Consider the following 19119-nt stretch of genomic DNA (forward strand, 5'->3'; position numbering starts at 1 on the left):
ATTTGCATCGTTATTTTAATTTAATCTAAATAAAATGGAGAAAAAATTCTTAATCACTTCCTTAATTATATTGCTTGGAATGTCCCTTCAAGCGCAAGAAGTTAATCAAACCCAGCAGGATTCTATCAAAAAACTGAATGAAATCTCAGTAAACGGAAACCACAACAAGTACAAAAGATCACAAAGTGTTACCGTTTCAAAAATGCCTTTAACTGACATTGAAAACCCACAAGTTTACAATACGGTAACAGCAGAAGTTTTAAAAGAACAAGTGTCAACCAACTTTAATGATGCGGTCAAAAACGCAACTGGTATTACCCGTCTTTGGGAATCCACAGGTCGAGGTGGTGACGGTGCAGAGTTTTTCAGTATGCGCGGATTTGCAGTCCAACCCAATATGATTAATGGATTACCAGCTAAAAACAACGGAAGCATTGACATTTCGAATGTAGATAACATAGAAGTTATCAAAGGACCATCCGGAACACTTTTCGGAAGTAGTGTAATATCTTATGGCGGTTTAATTAATATTGTTACCAAAAAGCCAACAGAAAAATTCGGAGGGGAAATCAGTTATAATTCAGGTTCCTATGGTTTAAACAGAGTCTCTTCTGACATTAACATTCCATTGGATACTGAAAAAAACGCACTATTACGAATCAATACTGCCTATCAAAAAGAAAACAGTTTTCAGGATGCAGGATTCAATCAGTCCTTTTTTATCGCTCCAGTTTTAAGTTACAAAATTGACGATAAACTTTCTTTTTTAATCAATACAGAATTCACTAACAGAACAGCATCAAACGCACCGATGATTTTCTTGAGTCGTTATGCACCTATTTCGTTTAATTCGATGGAATTATTCGAAAAAAATTACAAAAAATCATTTACCTCAAATGAGTTAGCCATCAACAATCCTACCTTCAGCTTGCAGGCACAAATGATTTACAAATTGTCAGATGCTTGGACTTCACAAACAGTACTTTCTAAAAGCAGCAGTAAAACAGACGGATACTATTCGTATTTGTGGGATTCATCCAACGGCAATGATTTCGCCAGATTCATTTCAAAAAGAAACGGTGAAACACTTAGCACGGATATCCAACAAAACTTTATTGGTGATTTTAAAATCAGCGGATTACGCAATCGTCTGGTAGTCGGTATCGATTATTACCAATCAGATGTAGTGAACGGAAGTACAGGATGGGTTACTAACGGTACTGTATCTTTGGACAATGGCAATGATACTGGAGATTTAACACAAGCAGGTGTCGATAACTTACTAGTAGGTTCATTTGAAGGAAACACTACTTCAAAATCGGAAGTCTACAGTGCCTATGCATCCAATGTGATTAACATTCTTCCAACCCTTTCAGCGATGACAAGCTTACGTATTGATCATTTCAAAGGAAAAACCAATTACTACACTACAACCGAACTTAACGGACAAACCGCTTTATCTCCCAAATTAGGGATTGTATACCAACCTATTGAGAACAAAGTAGCTCTATTTGCAAACTACATGAACGGTTTCAAAAATGTTGAACCACAAGGACAAGGTGTAAATCAAAAAACATTCGACGCCGAACACGCCAACCAATTCGAAATTGGTACTAAAACTAATCTTTTCGAAGATAAACTTACTCTAACAGCTAGTTATTACAATATTATCGTGCAGGACAAAGTAATGACTGACCCTAATGACCCGAACAATTCTATTCAAGGTGGAGAAGTTAAAAGTCGAGGTGTTGAAATTAGCCTTACTGCCAATCCGATCAAAGGCTTAAATATTTTAGCCGGATTTGGAAACAATCACAGCGAAGTAACCAAAGATTTCCCTGCTAATGGATATTTAGGGTACAGACCAGAAGAAGCTGGACCGGAAACTTTAGTTAACTTTTGGGCAAACTATACGTTTAGTCAAGGTAAATTAAAAGGGTTTGGAATTGGTTTCGGAGGAAATCATGCTAGCGAAAATAAAACATTAAACAGAGCCGTTACAGGAACCTTTACACTACCAAGCTACACGGTATTAAACAGTGCTTTGTCTTATAACCATAACAAATTCAATATCGCTTTAAAACTGAATAATATTTTAAATGAGAAATATTATTCAGGTTGGTCAACGGTAACACCTCAACGTTTGAGAAACATTACAGCCGGCTTAACCTATAAGTTCTAAAGAAGTCTATTTGTTTTATTTTTTGTTGAATAACTCCTCATGTATTTGGGGAGTTTTTTACCATATTGTATGAAAAAGAATTCCATCAAAAAAAACATCAAAAAATTTCATCTTTGGTTAGGTTTAACCGTAGGGCTTTTTGTTTTTATCATTTCCTTAACCGGTGCTCTTTATGCTTTTCAAGCGGAAATCACCGATTATCTGAGAAGTGATGCAATCCACCACTTCGAAAAAAACACAGCCAATAAAACTGTTTTACCTTTAAGAGTTTTGGAAAAAAAGGTAAATGAGTTTACCAAAGAAAAATACCCAATCCATTGGGTAAACGTCCCGGTAGATAAAAGTGTAAGTTACATTTTTTACTATTATGAGCACGATCCAAAAGCATGGAATTACTTTGACGAATTTGTAATTTACAAATCCGTATATGTAAATCCATATAATGGTAAAATATTAGCGGTTTATGATGAAACACTTGATTTTTTCAACATCGTAAAATCTATACATTATAGCTTTCTTTTCAAAGCTGAATGGGGCGCCTACATTTGTGGTATTCCAACCTTGATTTTCATTTTCATGCTCATCTCTGGAATCATCCTTTGGTGGCCAAAAAATAAAGCTGCGAGAAAACAACGTTTTTGGTTTAACTGGAAGAATGTAAAAAGCTGGAAACGGAAAAATTATGACATGCATAATATTCTTGGCTTTTACGCTTCTTTCCTAGCTCTAATTGTAGCTATCACAGGTTTATTTTACTCCTTTTTCTTTATCCAAGCAGGTATCTATTTTATATTTTCGGGAGGCAGTACTACTTTTCCTGACTTCTCACACATAACAACGAAAGCGCCAATTGAGTTACGAACAGAAACTACTTTGGATAAAATCGGTAAAAAAGTGGAAGAACTTTATCCAGATGCCTATGGTTATTCATTGGATTTTGGTCACAAACATATTGATGATCATGAACATCCCAATTATTCCGTTTTTGTGAAACAATTATCCTATTCCTATCATATTAATCACAGTCTCATTTTTGATGAAAATACCGGTGAATTACTACACATACATGATCACAAAGACAAAAATTTAGGAGAAAAAGCAATAGCAGCTAATTACGACACTCATATAGGCGCTATTTTAGGACTTCCGGGGAAAATTTTGGCCTTCGTTTTAAGTTTGGTTTGTGCTTCACTACCGGTAACAGGATTTTTAATTTGGCGCGGAAGAAGAAACAAAAAATAGCAAACACCATGAAATGCAACCATGTATTATTAAAAGAAACCGAAAACGGTCAGTTGGTCTACATAAAAAAAGAAGATCGTTATCAATTATCCTACAAGAACTTAAACTTCAGCTTGAGTCATCTTGAATTGGACACATTGTACAATTATTTAATATGCATAGATGCGGAATATTGGGAAGAAGAATATAAAAATTCGATTTACAAGCGTAAAATACCAATTCCAACCACACAAAAAAACTTTATCATTCTACTCGATCAGTTTGAACTTATAGAATTACAGTATTTATTGAGTATTGTAATTAAAGCTGAAACTGGAAGAAAGATTGTTATTAATCTGCCCTTTTTCTGGAATTGAAAATAGCCATACTATTATTTCGGTTTAGTTATATATAAAAAAAGCGACCAAATGGTCGCTTTTTTTATCTTGCTTTAAAATATTCTTCCAAATTTTCACAATTCGAAAGATCATTGTAAAATTCTGGATATTTAGAACGCAATTTAGCAAAGCCGTTACCTTCGTGCGAATAAAAATCCATCATCCTAACACATAACGCTTTAAACTTATCCGTTTTAGCATTTTCATACGCCAATTGATAATACTGTTGTGCCAATTTGCATTTATAGTACTCTGCTTCGTCCGCATAAGAATAATCTAAAATGGCATCATCATAATAGGAACTCGCTTCAAAACGTCGCATCATCCAAGAATGACCGGATTGTGTCATATTTGCATAGCAATTTGCTACTAGAAAATAATAATAATCCCTGTCTTTTGTTTTTGGATCATTCGCCAACTTTAAATACTTGATTAAATGCTGTGTTACCGAAAGTTTGGTCACCAAATACTTTTCATGATGTGGAATGAAACTTTCCGTATGTTTAAAATCATAAAACGGATTTTCTTCAAAGCTGTAACTTTCCCCATATACATCTCGCTCCCAGGCATTGTAATTCTCTTGCCAGTATTTCTCTCCTATCGAACGGAATGCTAATTCAGCAGCTATTAATCGGTTTTCTCGAATATATTTGGTACCCAGTAAATCCGTTAATTGATTTTTATCCTTTACCAATTGAGAATAGATTACTTTTTCAAAAGGATCGCGAACTTTTTTATTCTGATTGAGTGTATTGATTACTACTTGCATTTCTTTGGCACTATATACAAAGTCCAAATAATCGAAATACTTGTAAAAATATTTTAGATTTCCTGAATCTTTGATTCGATTTCCTTGCCATTCCACACCCGATGATCCTTCAAAGTCCAAATAATGCTTTGGCATACTGTTCCCTAAAGCAATCAAAGCCACACCATCAGCGATATTTCCTCTAAATTCCAATTCTCTTCCCAATGAAAATAAAAAGCGCTCGTCATGTTTATACTTTAGAAGTATCGGTTTGATTTCATTCTTAATAATCGCATTTCCAAAACTTTGGTCTGCTGTAATGCACAATGCTTTAAGTCTTTCGATTAAGGGAAACACTTTAGTTTTGGAATGTTTTTTTTCAAATTCACCAATTCTGCTTAGGCATTCACCATAGTTTTTGGTTGTAAAAAGCAGTTGAATTTGCGCTGCTTTCCATACAACCGGATCTTTCACTTTGGTCAAATCTACTGTATTCACAAAATCTAAAACTTGTTTTGCATACAATCGGTCTTTTTCTGAACGATTCCTTAAGGCATTGGTAGATTCTGCATCCATTTCATTTTCCCAGCTATTTGCAAATGTGATAGATGGCAGATAATTTGTATAATACGGTGTGAATACCCAATCTTCAATTTTATTGATTTCACGCAATAATAAAAAATCCAATATTCTAGACTTATAACTATTCTCGTAAATTTTAACTAACGATTCTAAGTTCGGACTTATTTTCTGCACGGAAGCATACGCATAAACATTGGCAATTTCCTGTTTGGTTTTTGCCTTAGCCAATGCTTTTTGCAAGTTGAAATCATTGTGGAAATAATAGTAAACGGCATACTTTTTTTCTGGAGAATACGCCATTATATTGGCAATATCAACACTTTTATCGCCTTCATTAAAAGTATTGAAATACAAACTCCAATAATACAAATAGTCTTTTTTCCCGTTTTTAAAATAGTCATTAAACAGTTTAGTGATCGATTCAGCGTTCCCAGTATAATAACTCGTTCTAATGGCAAGGAATGCATATTTGCGTTTTAGATAATTGCTTTTCTCGTTCACTATGGTTTGGTTTAATTTTTTCAAGAAAGCGAGTTCGTGTGCGTTACTTTGTTTTGCACCTCTTTCCCAAACATCTTCATAAACAACCGAATTGATATCTTCGCAAAGCTTGGCCATTTTCAGATAATTGATTACGCCATCCATTTTATTCTGATACAAATAATGAACAAATCCATTTTCAGAATTAGGGTTAATATCTGAAAATGCCAAACCCATGCATTCACTAATTTCGTCAAGTGTTACTTTCTTATTTGTAAAATAGTACCAATCATAAATATTGGAATCATAAGCAGGATCATACTCGTAATCAAATCCAAATAAAGAGCAATTATAATGGAACGCTTTAAAATCATTGTAATTAAAATACTCAGGTAAAAACATCGAATACCTGATATCTTCGCCATATGGAGAATAGCCACAGGCGAATGTTTTACTAAAACTACTTAGTAAAACTGCTGTAAAAACCAGAAATTTCTTCATCAGTGTAGTGTTTAAAAGTATTTTCATCCAAATCAAATAAGCTAATGGTTGTCGAAGCATCCAGGTCAACGTACTTTTTAATTAGTGTGATCGCTTCATTAATCTCAGATGCTTTCACCTCTTCACATTTTACCTGATCTCCTACTTTCAAATAGGTTTCACCATAGTTAAAACTGGTGTCTTTTTCGACTTGATACCAAAGGGGTTCTGTACTTTTGGCAAATGATTGAATATCGTTTGCGTTTAAATCCAATAATCCTGCAAAACGATTATTCTGATACAATTGTGTCCAGTAAAAAGCCGGTAATGCGACATCGATGTGCACTGGGTAAGATTTTCTTTCGGTAAGATACTTTTTCAGTTCATCAATATCCAAAATAGAATTCTTGGTTTTCTTGGTCAATGGTTTGATCAAGTTGTAGCACATCAGTGTTACTTTATCAACTGGTGGAACCCCCATAATTTCAGGATACTTATACGGATACAATCGAAGCGTACAACTAAGTTCTTTTCCAGAAAGCGATTTGATTTTCTTTAGTAAATAGAAGTACTTGTCTTTGGTTGTTTTCGTCCAATCACAATCGATTTGAATCTCTTTATAATCAAATATGTTATTCTTTTCATTGTATTCACTCTTACTATATTTATCAATTAAGAAAACAATGTTGTCTGCTAACTGATCCAACGATTTTTCATCATTGTATTGAAAGATGCTGTTCTTGATAAAAATAGTAGGAACAACTGTCACTGAATCAAGATCATCGAAAGTATAATGACTAAGTCTGTTCTTCTCATAAGGAAAATTGCCTCTGGTTTCTGTATAATCAACTTCAAATAATTTGACGTATAATTTCCTGACTTCTTGATCTTTTAGATGTTTAGCCTCCTCAGTACTGATGGAGTTATTGCTTTTCCAAAAATAGAAAGCACGTTCAACATGTTCAACCTTAGCGTCGTTGTTGCACGAGATAAGGGATAATGCAGTGATTATCCCCAAAAAAATACGTTTCATAAAAGAAAGTAATTAAGTGAAGTTTTCTACGATAAAGCTATCAAAAATTATGCCTTATTTAACAAGAAAAATCCATTTATCGCTAAATGGATTTATATTTTTTGTATTCCTTTAAAATTTAGGTAGAAATGGACTAGTTCAATGGTTTTTCCATGACGTAATCATCCATCACATACCCTTGACCAATATCAATAACTTCCTCATATGCTATGATAAATCCTTTGGCTTTGTAAAATTCCTGAGCATTATTGTATTTATTAACATTCAGAAACAAATGCGTATTTTGAGCCGCTTTGGCACGGTGTTCTACTTCAGATAGAAGCAATTTCCCAAGACCTTTCCCTTGGGTTTGAGGCAATACATAAATTTTGTGCAATTTGGTTTTACCCGAATCTTTACAATTCACTTCATAAGCTGCAAAGCCCAAATTTACGCCTTCATCTTGTATCAATAAGAAAACATGGCCATTGTTTATTTGTTCTTCCAAGGAAGAAATAGCATAAAAATTATCTAGCATGTATTCGAGTTGCTCTTTGGAAAGAATTTCTCCATAAGTAGCTGGCCAAATTGCATAGGCTAAATCACGAACAATTGCCAGTTGTTCTTTAGTAGCTTCAATTAATTGCATTCGTTATTTTTTTAATCTTTTTTGCTCTCTTGCCAACAACGTATTTTTAAGTAACATCGCAATTGTCATTGGTCCAACACCACCAGGAACCGGGGTAATATGAGACGCTTTTTTTGATACATTTTCAAAGTCAACATCACCGGTAATGATATACCCTTTAGGATTGGTTTCATCCGCCACACGGGTAATACCAACATCAATCACAACCACATCGTCTTTCACCATTTCCGCTTTCAAATAATTCGGCACCCCTAATGCAGTAATAATAATATCAGCCTGTGAGGTAATCTGGTTGATGTTTTTAGTATGACTGTGTGTTAATGTTACCGTAGAATTCCCAGGAAATCCTTTACGTCCCATCAAAATACTCATCGGACGTCCTACAATATGACTACGACCGATTACAACAGTATGTTTTCCTTTGGTTTCTACATTATATCTTTCCAATAATTCAAGAATACCGAAAGGTGTAGCAGGAATAAACGTACTCATATCCAACGCCATCTTACCGAAGTTTTCCGGATGGAAACCGTCCACGTCTTTACTAGGATCGATAGCCATTAAAACCTCTTGCGTATCGATTTGATCAGGTAACGGAAGCTGAACAATAAATCCGTCTATATTGTCATCTTCATTTAATTCTTTGATTTTTTTCAGTAATTCGGTTTCAGAAGTCGTGCTTGGCATTTTGATCAAAGTCGACTCAAAACCAACGCGCTCGCAAGCTTTTACTTTACTCCCCACATAGGTTAAACTTGCACCATCATTTCCTACAATTATCGCAGCCAAATGAGGTACTTTTTCGCCGTTGTCTTTCATTCGTTGAACTTCAGCAGCGATTTCATTTTTAATGTCTTCCGAAACTTTCTTCCCGTCTAAAATTTGCATTGTTTTTTTACTGTTTAAAGTTTAAAGTTTTTTAAAGTTTAAAGTTGTGTTGCAGTTCTTTACACTTTAAATTCATATATAAAAAAAGGCGCGTAACCACGCACCTTATCTATTCTTATCTCATTCCAGGCATTCCTTTCATTCCGCCCATCATTTTCATTAAATTCTTTCCGCCAGGACCTTGCATCATTTTCATCATTTTGCTCATTTGGTCGAATTGTTTCATCAACTGATTTACTTCTTCGATTTTACGTCCTGATCCTTTTGCAATACGTGTTTTACGTTTTACATCGATAATTGAAGGTTTGCTTCTTTCTGCAGGTGTCATTGAGAAAATAATAGCTTCCACATGTTTGAATGCATCATCTGGAATATCTACATCTTTCAATGCTTTTCCGGCACCCGGTATCATTCCAACCAAGTCCTTCATGTTACCCATTTTCTTCACTTGTTGAATTTGCGTTAAGAAGTCGTCAAAACCGAATTCGTTTTTAGCAATCTTCTTTTGTAATTTGCGCGCTTCCTCTTCGTCGTATTGTGCTTGTGCACGCTCCACCAAGGAAACTACGTCACCCATACCTAAGATACGATCGGCCATACGATCCGGGTAGAACACATCAATCGCGTCCATCTTTTCACCTGTACCGATGAATTTGATTGGTTTATTTACAACAGATTTGATCGAAATAGCAGCTCCACCACGTGTATCACCATCTAACTTCGTAAGAATAACTCCGTCAAAATTCAATCTATCGTTAAAGGCTTTAGCAGTATTCACTGCATCCTGACCTGTCATGGCATCCACAACGAATAGGGTTTCGTTAGGTTGAATTGCTTTATGAACGTTTGCAATTTCGGTCATCATTTCCTCATCCACCGCTAAACGACCAGCAGTATCGACGATTACAACATTGAATCCGTTTGCTTTTGCGTGTTTAATCGCATTTTCAGCGATAGCCACTGCATTTTTATTTTCTGGTTCAGAATATACTTCTACACCAATTTGTTCTCCCACGACATGCAACTGATTAATCGCTGCAGGACGATAGATATCACAGGCAACCAATAATGGTTTTTTGTTCTTTTTGTCTTTTAAGAAGTTAGCCAACTTACCAGAGAAGGTCGTTTTACCAGAACCTTGCAAACCAGACATCAAAATAACAGTTGGATTTCCTGATAAATTCACACCAGAAACATCACCACCCATTAATTCGGTTAGTTCATCCTTAACGATTTTGATTAAAAGCTGACCTGGCTGTAAGTTAGTTAATACATCCTGTCCCATTGCTTTTTCTTTTACACGAGTGGTAAAATCTTTCGCAATTTTAAAGTTAACATCGGCATCAAGCAAGGCACGACGTACTTCTTTAAGGGTATCGGCAACATTTACTTCGGTAATTTTACCGTGCCCTTTTAATATATGGAACGCTTTATCTAGTTTTTCGGATAAATTATTGAACATAGTTCTTCTTTTTTATGAAGTCGCAAAGATAGTGTAAAGTTTGAAAGTTGCAAAGACTTGTTAATGATGAATTACGGGTTATGAATTATAAGTTATGAGTTATGAATGATTAGTGGAGAGTAAATTATGATTAGTACCATTAAAAGAGTGTTTGGCACCCTATATTGAGTTCTTAGTACCACTTCAATAATCTTCGGTACCATTTAAAAAGTCATCAGTACCATCTAAAAAGTCATCAGTACCACTTAAATAATCTTCGGTACCACCTAAAAAGTCATCGGTACCACTTAAATAATCATCAGTACCAGTCAAAAAGAAGTCGGTAATGATTAGTTCCTAAACGAATAAACTGCAGGTTCCCTAAAAATACTGGCATTCAAACACCTTTATAATTTCCTACTGCTTACCCGTCTTGACCTAGGACTCAAGGCCAACTAAAGGTCCTAATCATACCACTTCTCCCGCTTTATTGTACTTTAACTGCCTTTTTATTTTCATCGATAGCCACAAACGTAAATTCGCCCGTAATGGCTTTTTCTCGTGAGTTACTATACATTTCTTCAATAAAAATATCGACCCTAACCTTTAAACTTGTGGTTCCCAAATAAGTTACTTTTCCAATCAATTCGATTATGGTACCGTGCGGTATTGGTCTTTTAAAATCGATGCGATCACTACTAACCGTTACCATTTTTTGTCGGCTGTATCGAGTTGCGGTAATAAAAGCCACTTCATCCATGAATTGCATGGCGGTGCCACCGAAAAGCGTATCATAATGATTGGTTGTATTGGGGAAAACCGCTTTAAACACTCGGGTTATTGAATCGTTTATTTTTTCTTCTTGTGTTTTCATTGCGTTAGGATGCTATTCTTTCGAAAGCGATATAGTTTAAAAATGTTCCGTTGCTACTGAATTTTGGGAAAGCCTCAATTTCACAGAAATAAGTCGAACCGTCTTTTTTGTAATTGAGAAGTACTTCTTTGAACGGTTTATGTTGCTTCATTGCATTTTTGATTGTTGCTTTCACCTCCTCTGATGTCAATTCTCCTTGAAACATTCTAGGTGATTTTCCAATAAGTTCATTGGATTCATAGCCGTTCATTTGTACAATGCCTTCAGAAGCAAATACAATTTCAAATTCAGCATTGGTAATAATGACTTCGCGTTGCAGAACAGTAACAATTTGATATAAATTTTCCTTCACCTTCCAATTTTTCTGAATCAATTCAAAAGCATTGGTTTCGATGGAAGCAAAAGAAAATTGGCCCCAAGAAACAATTGGTAAAAACCTAGTTCTTAGACCTTCTTGGTATTTTGCCCAGCCGGCATCAAATTCGTGTAACATGCGATTCCTGTCATATTCGTTTGTAAGTGAAGAAAGTGAATACAACAATAGTTTCATTCTTTTAAAATGAAACTTATTCCTGTTTGAGCACTTTCGTGATGCTTAAACAAAATCAATTCTATGTATCTGACTCATTTCCTTTTTAGGAAAAACACAGTTGCACGACAGTTCAGGATTTTCACCTGATTCCACATTGGAAGAAAATCTTCCGGAATTGATTTTACCATTAAGTGTTGCGAAGATACAACAAAGAATAATGCAAATAAAAAAAGTAACCCATTAGAGTTACTTTTTTTCTACTTTTTATATAGAATTAATTTTTCTCAAAAGTCAGATAGTCCGTTCCGCCATCACCGCCACTTACGTGTACCAATCGGATTTTAGTATCGGTTCTCTCTAAAATATTCCAATCTTCGGTTAATTCTGCAAAATTGGAAGGAGCGCTAAAAGCCATATTAAAATCCAAATCTTCAGTTGGACTATCATCACCACTACTATCATTTGTTACAGACCATGTTCCTGTATAGGTATTCGCTCCATTGGAAGCAGTCAATACCGCCGAATCTGCAAAAGTAAAATTATAACCTGTAAAATTTGAAGTCTCATTAGTTCCTGAATCCTCAAAAAAAGTGATTCTCCATGTGCCTGCTTTCACTGTATTAATTACGACGGTAGCATCCATCGACGGGTAGCTAGAATCATTATCATCACTACACATACCTGCGATATTGAACAAAGAGGCAAAAATCAGAATTCTAACAACAATTTTTTTCATATAGGCCTGATTTTAAGATTAATAAACACTAAAATTACTAAGTAAATTTACAACATTAAAATCAAGATAAAAAAAAATCCGCTTCTTAAAAAAAGCGGATTCGGTATTACATTCTTTCTGGAACATTAATTCCTAAGAGACTAAAAGCATTTTTGATCGTTTCTCCAACTTTCTTAGACAATTGGACTCTAAATACCTTCTTATTAGCATCTTCTTCTCCTAAAATTGAAACCGATTGATAAAATGAATTGTATTCTTTCACCAAATCGTAAGTATAGTTTGCGATTAATGCCGGGCTATGATTGTGAGCCGCATTCTGAATTACATCCGGGAATTGCGCAATTTGCTTCACTAATTCTTTTTCCTTTTCGTGAAGTTCCGCCACCGCTACTGAAGCTGTACTATCAAAATCCGCTTTTCTCAAAATCGATTGAATACGCGCATACGTATATTGAATGAACGGACCCGTATTTCCATTAAAATCTACCGATTCCTTAGGATCAAACATCATCGTTTTCTTCGGATCCACTTTCAACATATAATATTTCAATGCACCTAAGCCGATAATTTTATACAATGCTGCTTTTTCAGCATCGGAATAGCCTTCCAATTTTCCTAATTCTTCTGAAATTGATTGCGCAGTAGTTGTCATTTCCGCCATTAAATCATCCGCATCTACTACTGTTCCTTCACGCGATTTCATTTTACCTGAAGGCAATTCTACCATTCCATACGACAAATGGAACAAATCAGCCGCCCAATCGAAACCTAATTTCTTTAGGATTAAAAACAATACTTTAAAGTGATAATCTTGTTCATTACCCACCGTATAAACCATTCCTCCAACATCCGGATTATCCTTTACACGTTGGATTGCTGTTCCTATATCCTGCGTCATATAAACTGCAGTACCATCGGAACGCAAAACGATTTTTCGATCCAAGCCATCTTCTGTCAAATCAATCCAAACCGAACCGTCCGGATCTTTTTCGAAAATTCCTTTTTCTAACCCGAACTGCACCACTTCTTTACCTAACAAATACGTATTACTTTCGTAGTAATAGGAATCAAAATTCACCCCAAGATTTGTATAGGTTTGTTCGAAACCGTCATAAACCCACTGGTTCATTGTTTTCCAAAGCGCCACAGTTGCTTCATCGCCTGCCTCCCATTTACGCAACATTTCCTGCGCCTCAAGAATAGACGGCGCCAGTTTTTTCGCTTCATCTTCGGTTTTGCCTTCTTCCATTAAGGTTTTGATTTCTGCTTTGTAAGCTTTATCAAACTCTACATAAAAGTTTCCGACCAATTTATCACCTTTTAAACCAGTTGATTCCGGTGTTTGTCCGTTTCCGAATTTCTGCCAAGCCAACATTGACTTACAAATATGGATACCACGGTCGTTGATGATTTGAGTTTTGTATACTTTTTTACCCGAAGCTTTTATAATTTCGGCTACAGAATACCCCAATAAATTATTACGGATATGCCCCAAATGCAATGGCTTATTGGTATTAGGTGATGAATATTCGACCATAATAGCTTTTTCACCAGCTACAGGATTGACAAATCCGAAAGATGTATTACTTTGAATATCTTTAAAGAAGTTGACATAGTATGCATCCGAAATTACGATGTTCAAAAATCCCTGAACCACATTAAATTTCTCAACTTCCTGAACATTTTCAACCAAATAGTTTCCAATCTTAGTTCCAATTTCGGCTGGGTTTCCTTTAACCAATTTTAGGATTGGAAAAACCACCATAGTTATATCACCTTCAAATTCCCTACGAGTTGCTTGATATTCTACTTTATCAAGTGAAATAGCAAACAATGCCTGAACAGCTTCCTGGATTTTTGGCGTAAGAATTTGTGTAAGTGTCATAATTAATGATTTTTTAAAGGCGCAAAGATACTATTTTAAAAGAAATTTTTAGTAAATTTATAGAGATACAATTATCGTCCAATTCCTGAGGTTTTGCAATAAAAACCTACTTAATTACGGGATATCAAGTAGTTTGTCGGTATTTTTTTTGTGTAACTGAGATAAAGAATATTTTTGCAGACCCATGACAAAATCTATGAAAAAAAAACTACTTCTAACGCTGTTTTTGATTAACAGCTTTTTTATTTTCTCACAATCAATAACAGTAAACACGACTACTTACAACGATTTCGGTCTAGTCAACAGTGTATTAGTCAACAGTCCTTGCGTAAATATTACCAATGTAAGTTCTCGAACAGGTACTAATTTCGGTTCCACTAACGGAATAGGCTATTTTGAAAATACCAACCCGGCCTTTCCTTTTACTAATGGTGTACTCTTAACCACGGGAAATGTACTTAATGCACCCGGACCCAACACTTCCGATTTAAGCGATGGAAGTTCAGCTTGGCCAGGCGACGCTAATTTAGAAACAATTTTGGCGGCATCGGGCATCAACATGAGTTCTAGAAACGCTACAGTTTTAGAATTTGATTTCACATCGTACTCCAACTACTTTAATTTTCAATTTTTATTTGCTTCCGAAGAATACGGAACCTATCAATGTCAATCAACTGATGGCTTTGCATTTTTACTCACTGATTCAGGTGGAGTAACCGAAAATCTTGCTATTATTCCAAGCACTACTATTCCTATTTCCGTACAAACTATACGAGATAATCTTTACAATTCGGGATGTACTCCGGAAAACGTAGGGTATTTTGGTCAGTTCAATGGAGGATCAGCTGCAGCAGCATCTCCAACCAACTTTAACGGCCAAACCGTTTTGATGAATGCTACTAAAAACAATTTGATTCCTGGTCAAACTTACCACATTAAGATTGTTATTGCGGATGGTATTGACGAGCGTTTTGATTCGGCTTTATTTTTAGGCGGAAGTAGTTTTGATTTTAGTCAAGATGTACTTGGTCCCGACATTGTGGGATTATGCAATAATAATGGCGTTAATGAAAGTTACACTATAACTTCAGGTTTAGATCCCAATTTCTTTGATTTTGTTTGGAAAGATGCCAATGGAAATCCTATTCCGGGCGAAACTGGTCCAGATTTGACTGTCAATCAATCCGGCACCTACCAACTAACCTATTACATACAAGCAACTAATTGTGAAGTAGCTACCAATGATATTGTCATATCTTACCAACCTGCTATCACAGTACCCGATCCAGTCGATTTGTACAAATGTAACAATGCTTCGGCAAATTATACTTTTGAATTAGCTTACAACTCACCAATAGTTAATCCGTCAGGACAATACCAATTAAGCTATCATGAATCTTTGGCGGATGCACAGGGAAATACCAATCCATTAATATTAAGCCATAGTGTAGCTTCAGCAAGTTTACCCAAACAAATCTGGATTAGAGTTGTTGATCCAAGCACTGGTTGTTATACCATAGAAACTTTCTTTTTACGTTTAACTCCATCTCCGATAGCCAATAACCCCGGGGATTTAACCCGTTGTGAAACTACAGCCGGTTCAGGTTCAGGAGAGTTTGATTTAGCACTATTAACCAATACTGTTTTAAGTGGGCAATCCTCAAGTATTTACAATGTTAGTTATCATCTATCACAAGCGGATGCAGACAACAACGTAAACCCAATTGACACTAACTCCTCTTTAATATCATCAAATACAGTTGTTTATATCCGAATTGAAAACAACACTGACACCGCCTGTTATAACACAACAAGTATCAATCTAATTGTCAAACCGAGACCTATTTTAGACAATTTACAGGACCAATTTGTTTGCGCTCAATACATTTTACCCACACTCACAAATCCGGGCACCTATTATACAGGCCCTAATCAAACTGGATCAATACTAGCACCGGGAACCGTCATCACAACCGACACGACCATCTACATTTACCACGAAACAGGTGGCACACCAAGTTGTCCTTCAGAGCGTAGTTTTAATGTATTTATTATCGAACAATTAGACATTACACCAATTGATGTAATTAGCTGCGACAGTTACATTATACAACCCTATGCCTACAATGGGATGCAGTATTTTACACAACCAGGTGGACCAACTACTCCTGGAAATACAGAGGTTTTCCCTGGAGATATAATTTCAACTTTAGGCACTACAACACTTTATGTGTACTTTACCTTTACGGATCCAACTTGTTCACCTATTGCAAGCGACTTCGACATTACCATTTACCAAACACCAACCGTTAGCAATACATTTACCAATATTTTTGATTGTAATCCGGTAAATTCACTTCCAGTCATTATTACCAACGTAGGCACGGCCAACTATTATACATACGACGCAGCAACAGATACTTATACACCTCTAACATTCCCGATAACTACGACTACTGAAGTTCATGCTTTTGCAGAAAACAATAATTGTCGTTCAACAATTTCAACTTTCTCGGTATATATTGGGAGTTTAAACTTAGCCAATGTAGATATTTGTTCGGGTCCATATCAATTGAACGCTCCTCCGGTTGGTGAATTCAGAGATGCACCCAATGGAGGAGGTAATAGTATCAACACACCAATTGATATTAACCAAAACACTACTATTTATCATTATGTTCCCGGGGCAGCATGTACTAACGATGATTTCTTCAACATTACATTCCATCAACCAGCGCTAACTGCACCTATTCCCGTAGCAGCATGTGAAACCTATACTTTACCAACAAATCCAGACGGAGGAAGGTATTTTGTACAGCAAGGAGGGCCGGCAACAACCGGAAATATTGAATTGCTACCAGGAGATGCGATAACTTCAACCAATACGATATGGATATACAAGGAATCAACAATGGCATTGACTCCGGTGTGTTACAATGAAACGCCTTGGACAATTACGATCAATCAAAGACCAATAATTGATTCCAGAGGACGTCAAGAAGTCTGTTATAGTTATACCTTGACACCTTTGGCTAACGGTAATTATTATGATGATCCCAACGGTCAAAACCTAATCACAGATTTTGTGATTGACGCCACTGATTTAAATGCTAATGATGACATGACCAACCTTATCAAAACCATTTATATTTATGCCGTAAATCCAAACGATCCTAATTGTTTCAGTGAAAATTCATTCGAAATTGATTTTGACAGCTTCCGAGCCACTGTGTTTCAAAATCAAGTACACTGTGATAGCTATACTTTACCAGCTTTACCCGCGAACAATTTCTATTATGATGCACCAATGGATCCGAATCCCAATAATCCACATCCAGGTAATATAATTCCCGCTGGAACAGTTTATACTTCCGCAAATGTGGTTTCACCGCTTTACATTTATACCGAAACCAATGTGCGTTTCAGCTGTAGAGATGAAAGTACTTTTACTATTACGATTAATGATACTCCTGTCTTGGATTCTTCATTACCAACAGCATTTAATTTTTGCGACAGTTTTACATTACCTACTTTGAGTGTAGGTACTTATTACAACCAATCCATTACCAATCCTAATGGAAGAGTTGTAGTTCCAATTACAACTTATGATAATAATAATGTACCTCCTGTTTCAATTTTTGTATATGCCGAAACAGGAACTAATCCGAATTGTTTTATAGAAAGAGAAATTCCGATTAATCTATATAATGTCACCGAACTACCAGACGTACCAAATACTTGTAGCAGTTATCAATTAAACCCAGCTAGTCTGGGTGCAGGAGAAAACTATTACGACAATACTGGAAATGTATTGGTCTCTAATGCAACAATCACGACTCCAGGAGCCAATACCATCTATATTAGAGGAAATGCTCCTTTTTCACCAACGTGTCAAGACCAAAGTGAATTTATTGTCAATATTGTAGCAGAACCAATTGCCAACCCTGCAACAATCACACCTAAATGTGATGATTTTGGAATCAATGATGGAATTTATCGTTATGATTTAATTACTGAAGTCCAAAATCAAGTTCTAGGTACACAAACTCCAGCTACAGATTTCAATTTCAGTTATTATACGTCTGCAAGTGATGCAAATACAGGAACGAATGCAATTGCCAATCCTTCAGCTTATGAGAATGAAACGCCTTATAATGATACCATTTGGGTTCGCATTAACAATACAACTTCAACCAATGCCTGTTTTGACGTTGTGCAAGTAAGTTTAATCATCAATCCACTTCCTAATCCAATTTTAGATACGGAATACTTCATCTGTCAAGATTATGAAACAGGAACGATTTTAAATAGTGTTGTTTTAAATACTGGATTAAGTTCAGGATATTCTTATGTTTGGACTCATAATGGAGCTCCATTTGGGAATAATTCGGGTGCGGTTTCCACCAACTTAGAAGGTGACTATTCCGTAACGGTTACCAATACTACGACAAACTGTACTAAAACAATTACTACAAAAGTTACCATGTATGCGCCTTATCTGGAAATTGTATACAGTGATGCCTTTGAAAATCCAACCTTTATCGAAGTGAATGTTTTAGGTGTCGGTTCAGGAAATTATGAATACCAATTAGACAACGGACCTTATCAGGACAGTAACATTTTCTATAATGTAGCTGCTGGTGAGCATACTATTTCAGTTAGAGACAAAAACGGTCATTGTTCTCCAGCGCCTTTAACTGCGGTAATCATTAATTATCCTAAATTTTTCACACCAAATGCAGATGGTTATCATGAAACCTGGAATATTCCTGATTTAATTTCGACCAATCCGAATGCTGCTATCAGTATTTTTGATCGTTATGGCAAATTTTTAAAACGAATTACTCCTTCTTCTCCAGGATGGGACGGAACCTACAACGGAGAACCGCTACCCTCTACTGATTATTGGTTTACTGTAGAATTTACAGAAAAAGGAAGTAACAAAACGTTCAAATCGCATTTTACTTTAAAACGATAATCTTAGAAAAAACTCAACAAAATGGGCTTGTTT

14 protein-coding genes are annotated in these 19119 nt (G+C 35.7%); 4 read left to right on the forward strand and 10 right to left on the reverse strand.

The window, feature by feature from the left end; genetic code table 11:
- The first annotated feature begins 34 nt into the window (after nt 1–34).
- The 3 genes from ACS8MM_RS08730 (at nt 35) to ACS8MM_RS08740 (ending at nt 3780) form a co-directional block, all read left to right on the forward strand.
- Nucleotides 35–2182, forward strand: a complete 2148-nt coding sequence (locus tag ACS8MM_RS08730; protein WP_379715392.1) for a TonB-dependent siderophore receptor — start codon at nt 35–37, stop codon at nt 2180–2182.
- Nucleotides 2183–2251: 69 nt separating this feature from the next.
- A complete protein-coding gene (locus ACS8MM_RS08735; protein ID WP_379715395.1) occupies nt 2252–3424 on the forward strand; it encodes a PepSY-associated TM helix domain-containing protein in 1173 nt (390 codons plus the stop codon).
- A gap of 8 nt (nt 3425–3432) precedes the next feature.
- A complete protein-coding gene (locus ACS8MM_RS08740; RefSeq protein ID WP_379715398.1) occupies nt 3433–3780 on the forward strand; it encodes a DUF6686 family protein in 348 nt (115 codons plus the stop codon).
- A gap of 64 nt (nt 3781–3844) precedes the next feature.
- Here the strand turns inward: ACS8MM_RS08740 and ACS8MM_RS08745 are convergent, their stop codons facing one another.
- From ACS8MM_RS08745 to argS, 10 genes are all read right to left on the reverse strand, one after another.
- Entirely contained in the window at nt 3845–6112 is a 2268-nt protein-coding gene (locus ACS8MM_RS08745) for a hypothetical protein (protein WP_379715401.1), read from the reverse strand.
- Complete coding sequence (locus tag ACS8MM_RS08750) at nt 6072–7124, reverse strand: hypothetical protein (protein ID WP_379715404.1); 1053 nt, start codon at nt 7122–7124, stop codon at nt 6072–6074. Before ACS8MM_RS08750 ends, ACS8MM_RS08745 begins: the two co-directional genes overlap by 41 nt.
- 133 nt (nt 7125–7257) lie before the next feature.
- Nucleotides 7258–7752 carry a GNAT family N-acetyltransferase gene (locus ACS8MM_RS08755; RefSeq protein ID WP_379715407.1) on the reverse strand — a complete coding sequence of 165 codons (495 nt, stop codon included), beginning with the start codon at nt 7750–7752 and terminating at the stop codon, nt 7258–7260.
- Between the two features lie 3 nt (nt 7753–7755).
- Entirely contained in the window at nt 7756–8640 is an 885-nt protein-coding gene (locus ACS8MM_RS08760) for a bifunctional 5,10-methylenetetrahydrofolate dehydrogenase/5,10-methenyltetrahydrofolate cyclohydrolase (RefSeq protein WP_379715410.1), read from the reverse strand.
- A gap of 115 nt (nt 8641–8755) precedes the next feature.
- Nucleotides 8756–10102, reverse strand: a complete 1347-nt coding sequence (ffh, locus tag ACS8MM_RS08765) for a signal recognition particle protein (RefSeq protein ID WP_379715413.1) — start codon at nt 10100–10102, stop codon at nt 8756–8758.
- 183 nt (nt 10103–10285) lie between these two features.
- A complete protein-coding gene (locus ACS8MM_RS08770; RefSeq protein WP_379715416.1) occupies nt 10286–10414 on the reverse strand; it encodes a hypothetical protein in 129 nt (42 codons plus the stop codon).
- 154 nt (nt 10415–10568) lie between these two features.
- A complete protein-coding gene (locus tag ACS8MM_RS08775; protein WP_379715419.1) occupies nt 10569–10955 on the reverse strand; it encodes an acyl-CoA thioesterase in 387 nt (128 codons plus the stop codon).
- A gap of 4 nt (nt 10956–10959) precedes the next feature.
- The gene (locus ACS8MM_RS08780; protein ID WP_379715422.1) at nt 10960–11505 is read right to left on the reverse strand and encodes a PAS domain-containing protein; all 546 of its coding nucleotides are present in this window, start codon (nt 11503–11505) and stop codon (nt 10960–10962) included.
- A 256-nt stretch (nt 11506–11761) separates the two neighbouring features.
- Nucleotides 11762–12223, reverse strand: coding sequence for a hypothetical protein (locus tag ACS8MM_RS08785; RefSeq protein ID WP_379715425.1), 462 nt, complete (start codon nt 12221–12223; stop codon nt 11762–11764).
- A gap of 106 nt (nt 12224–12329) precedes the next feature.
- Entirely contained in the window at nt 12330–14108 is a 1779-nt protein-coding gene (gene argS / locus ACS8MM_RS08790; protein WP_379715428.1) for an arginine--tRNA ligase, read from the reverse strand.
- A 196-nt stretch (nt 14109–14304) separates the two neighbouring features.
- Here argS and ACS8MM_RS08795 point away from each other — a divergent pair, with 196 nt between their 5' ends.
- Nucleotides 14305–19086: a T9SS type B sorting domain-containing protein gene (locus ACS8MM_RS08795; protein ID WP_379715431.1), complete on the forward strand. Its 4782-nt coding sequence runs from the start codon at nt 14305–14307 to the stop codon at nt 19084–19086.
- Nucleotides 19087–19119 lie beyond the last annotated feature (33 nt).

This window comes from Flavobacterium sp. MAHUQ-57 (assembly GCF_051908335.1).
GTDB lineage: Bacteria > Bacteroidota > Bacteroidia > Flavobacteriales > Flavobacteriaceae > Flavobacterium.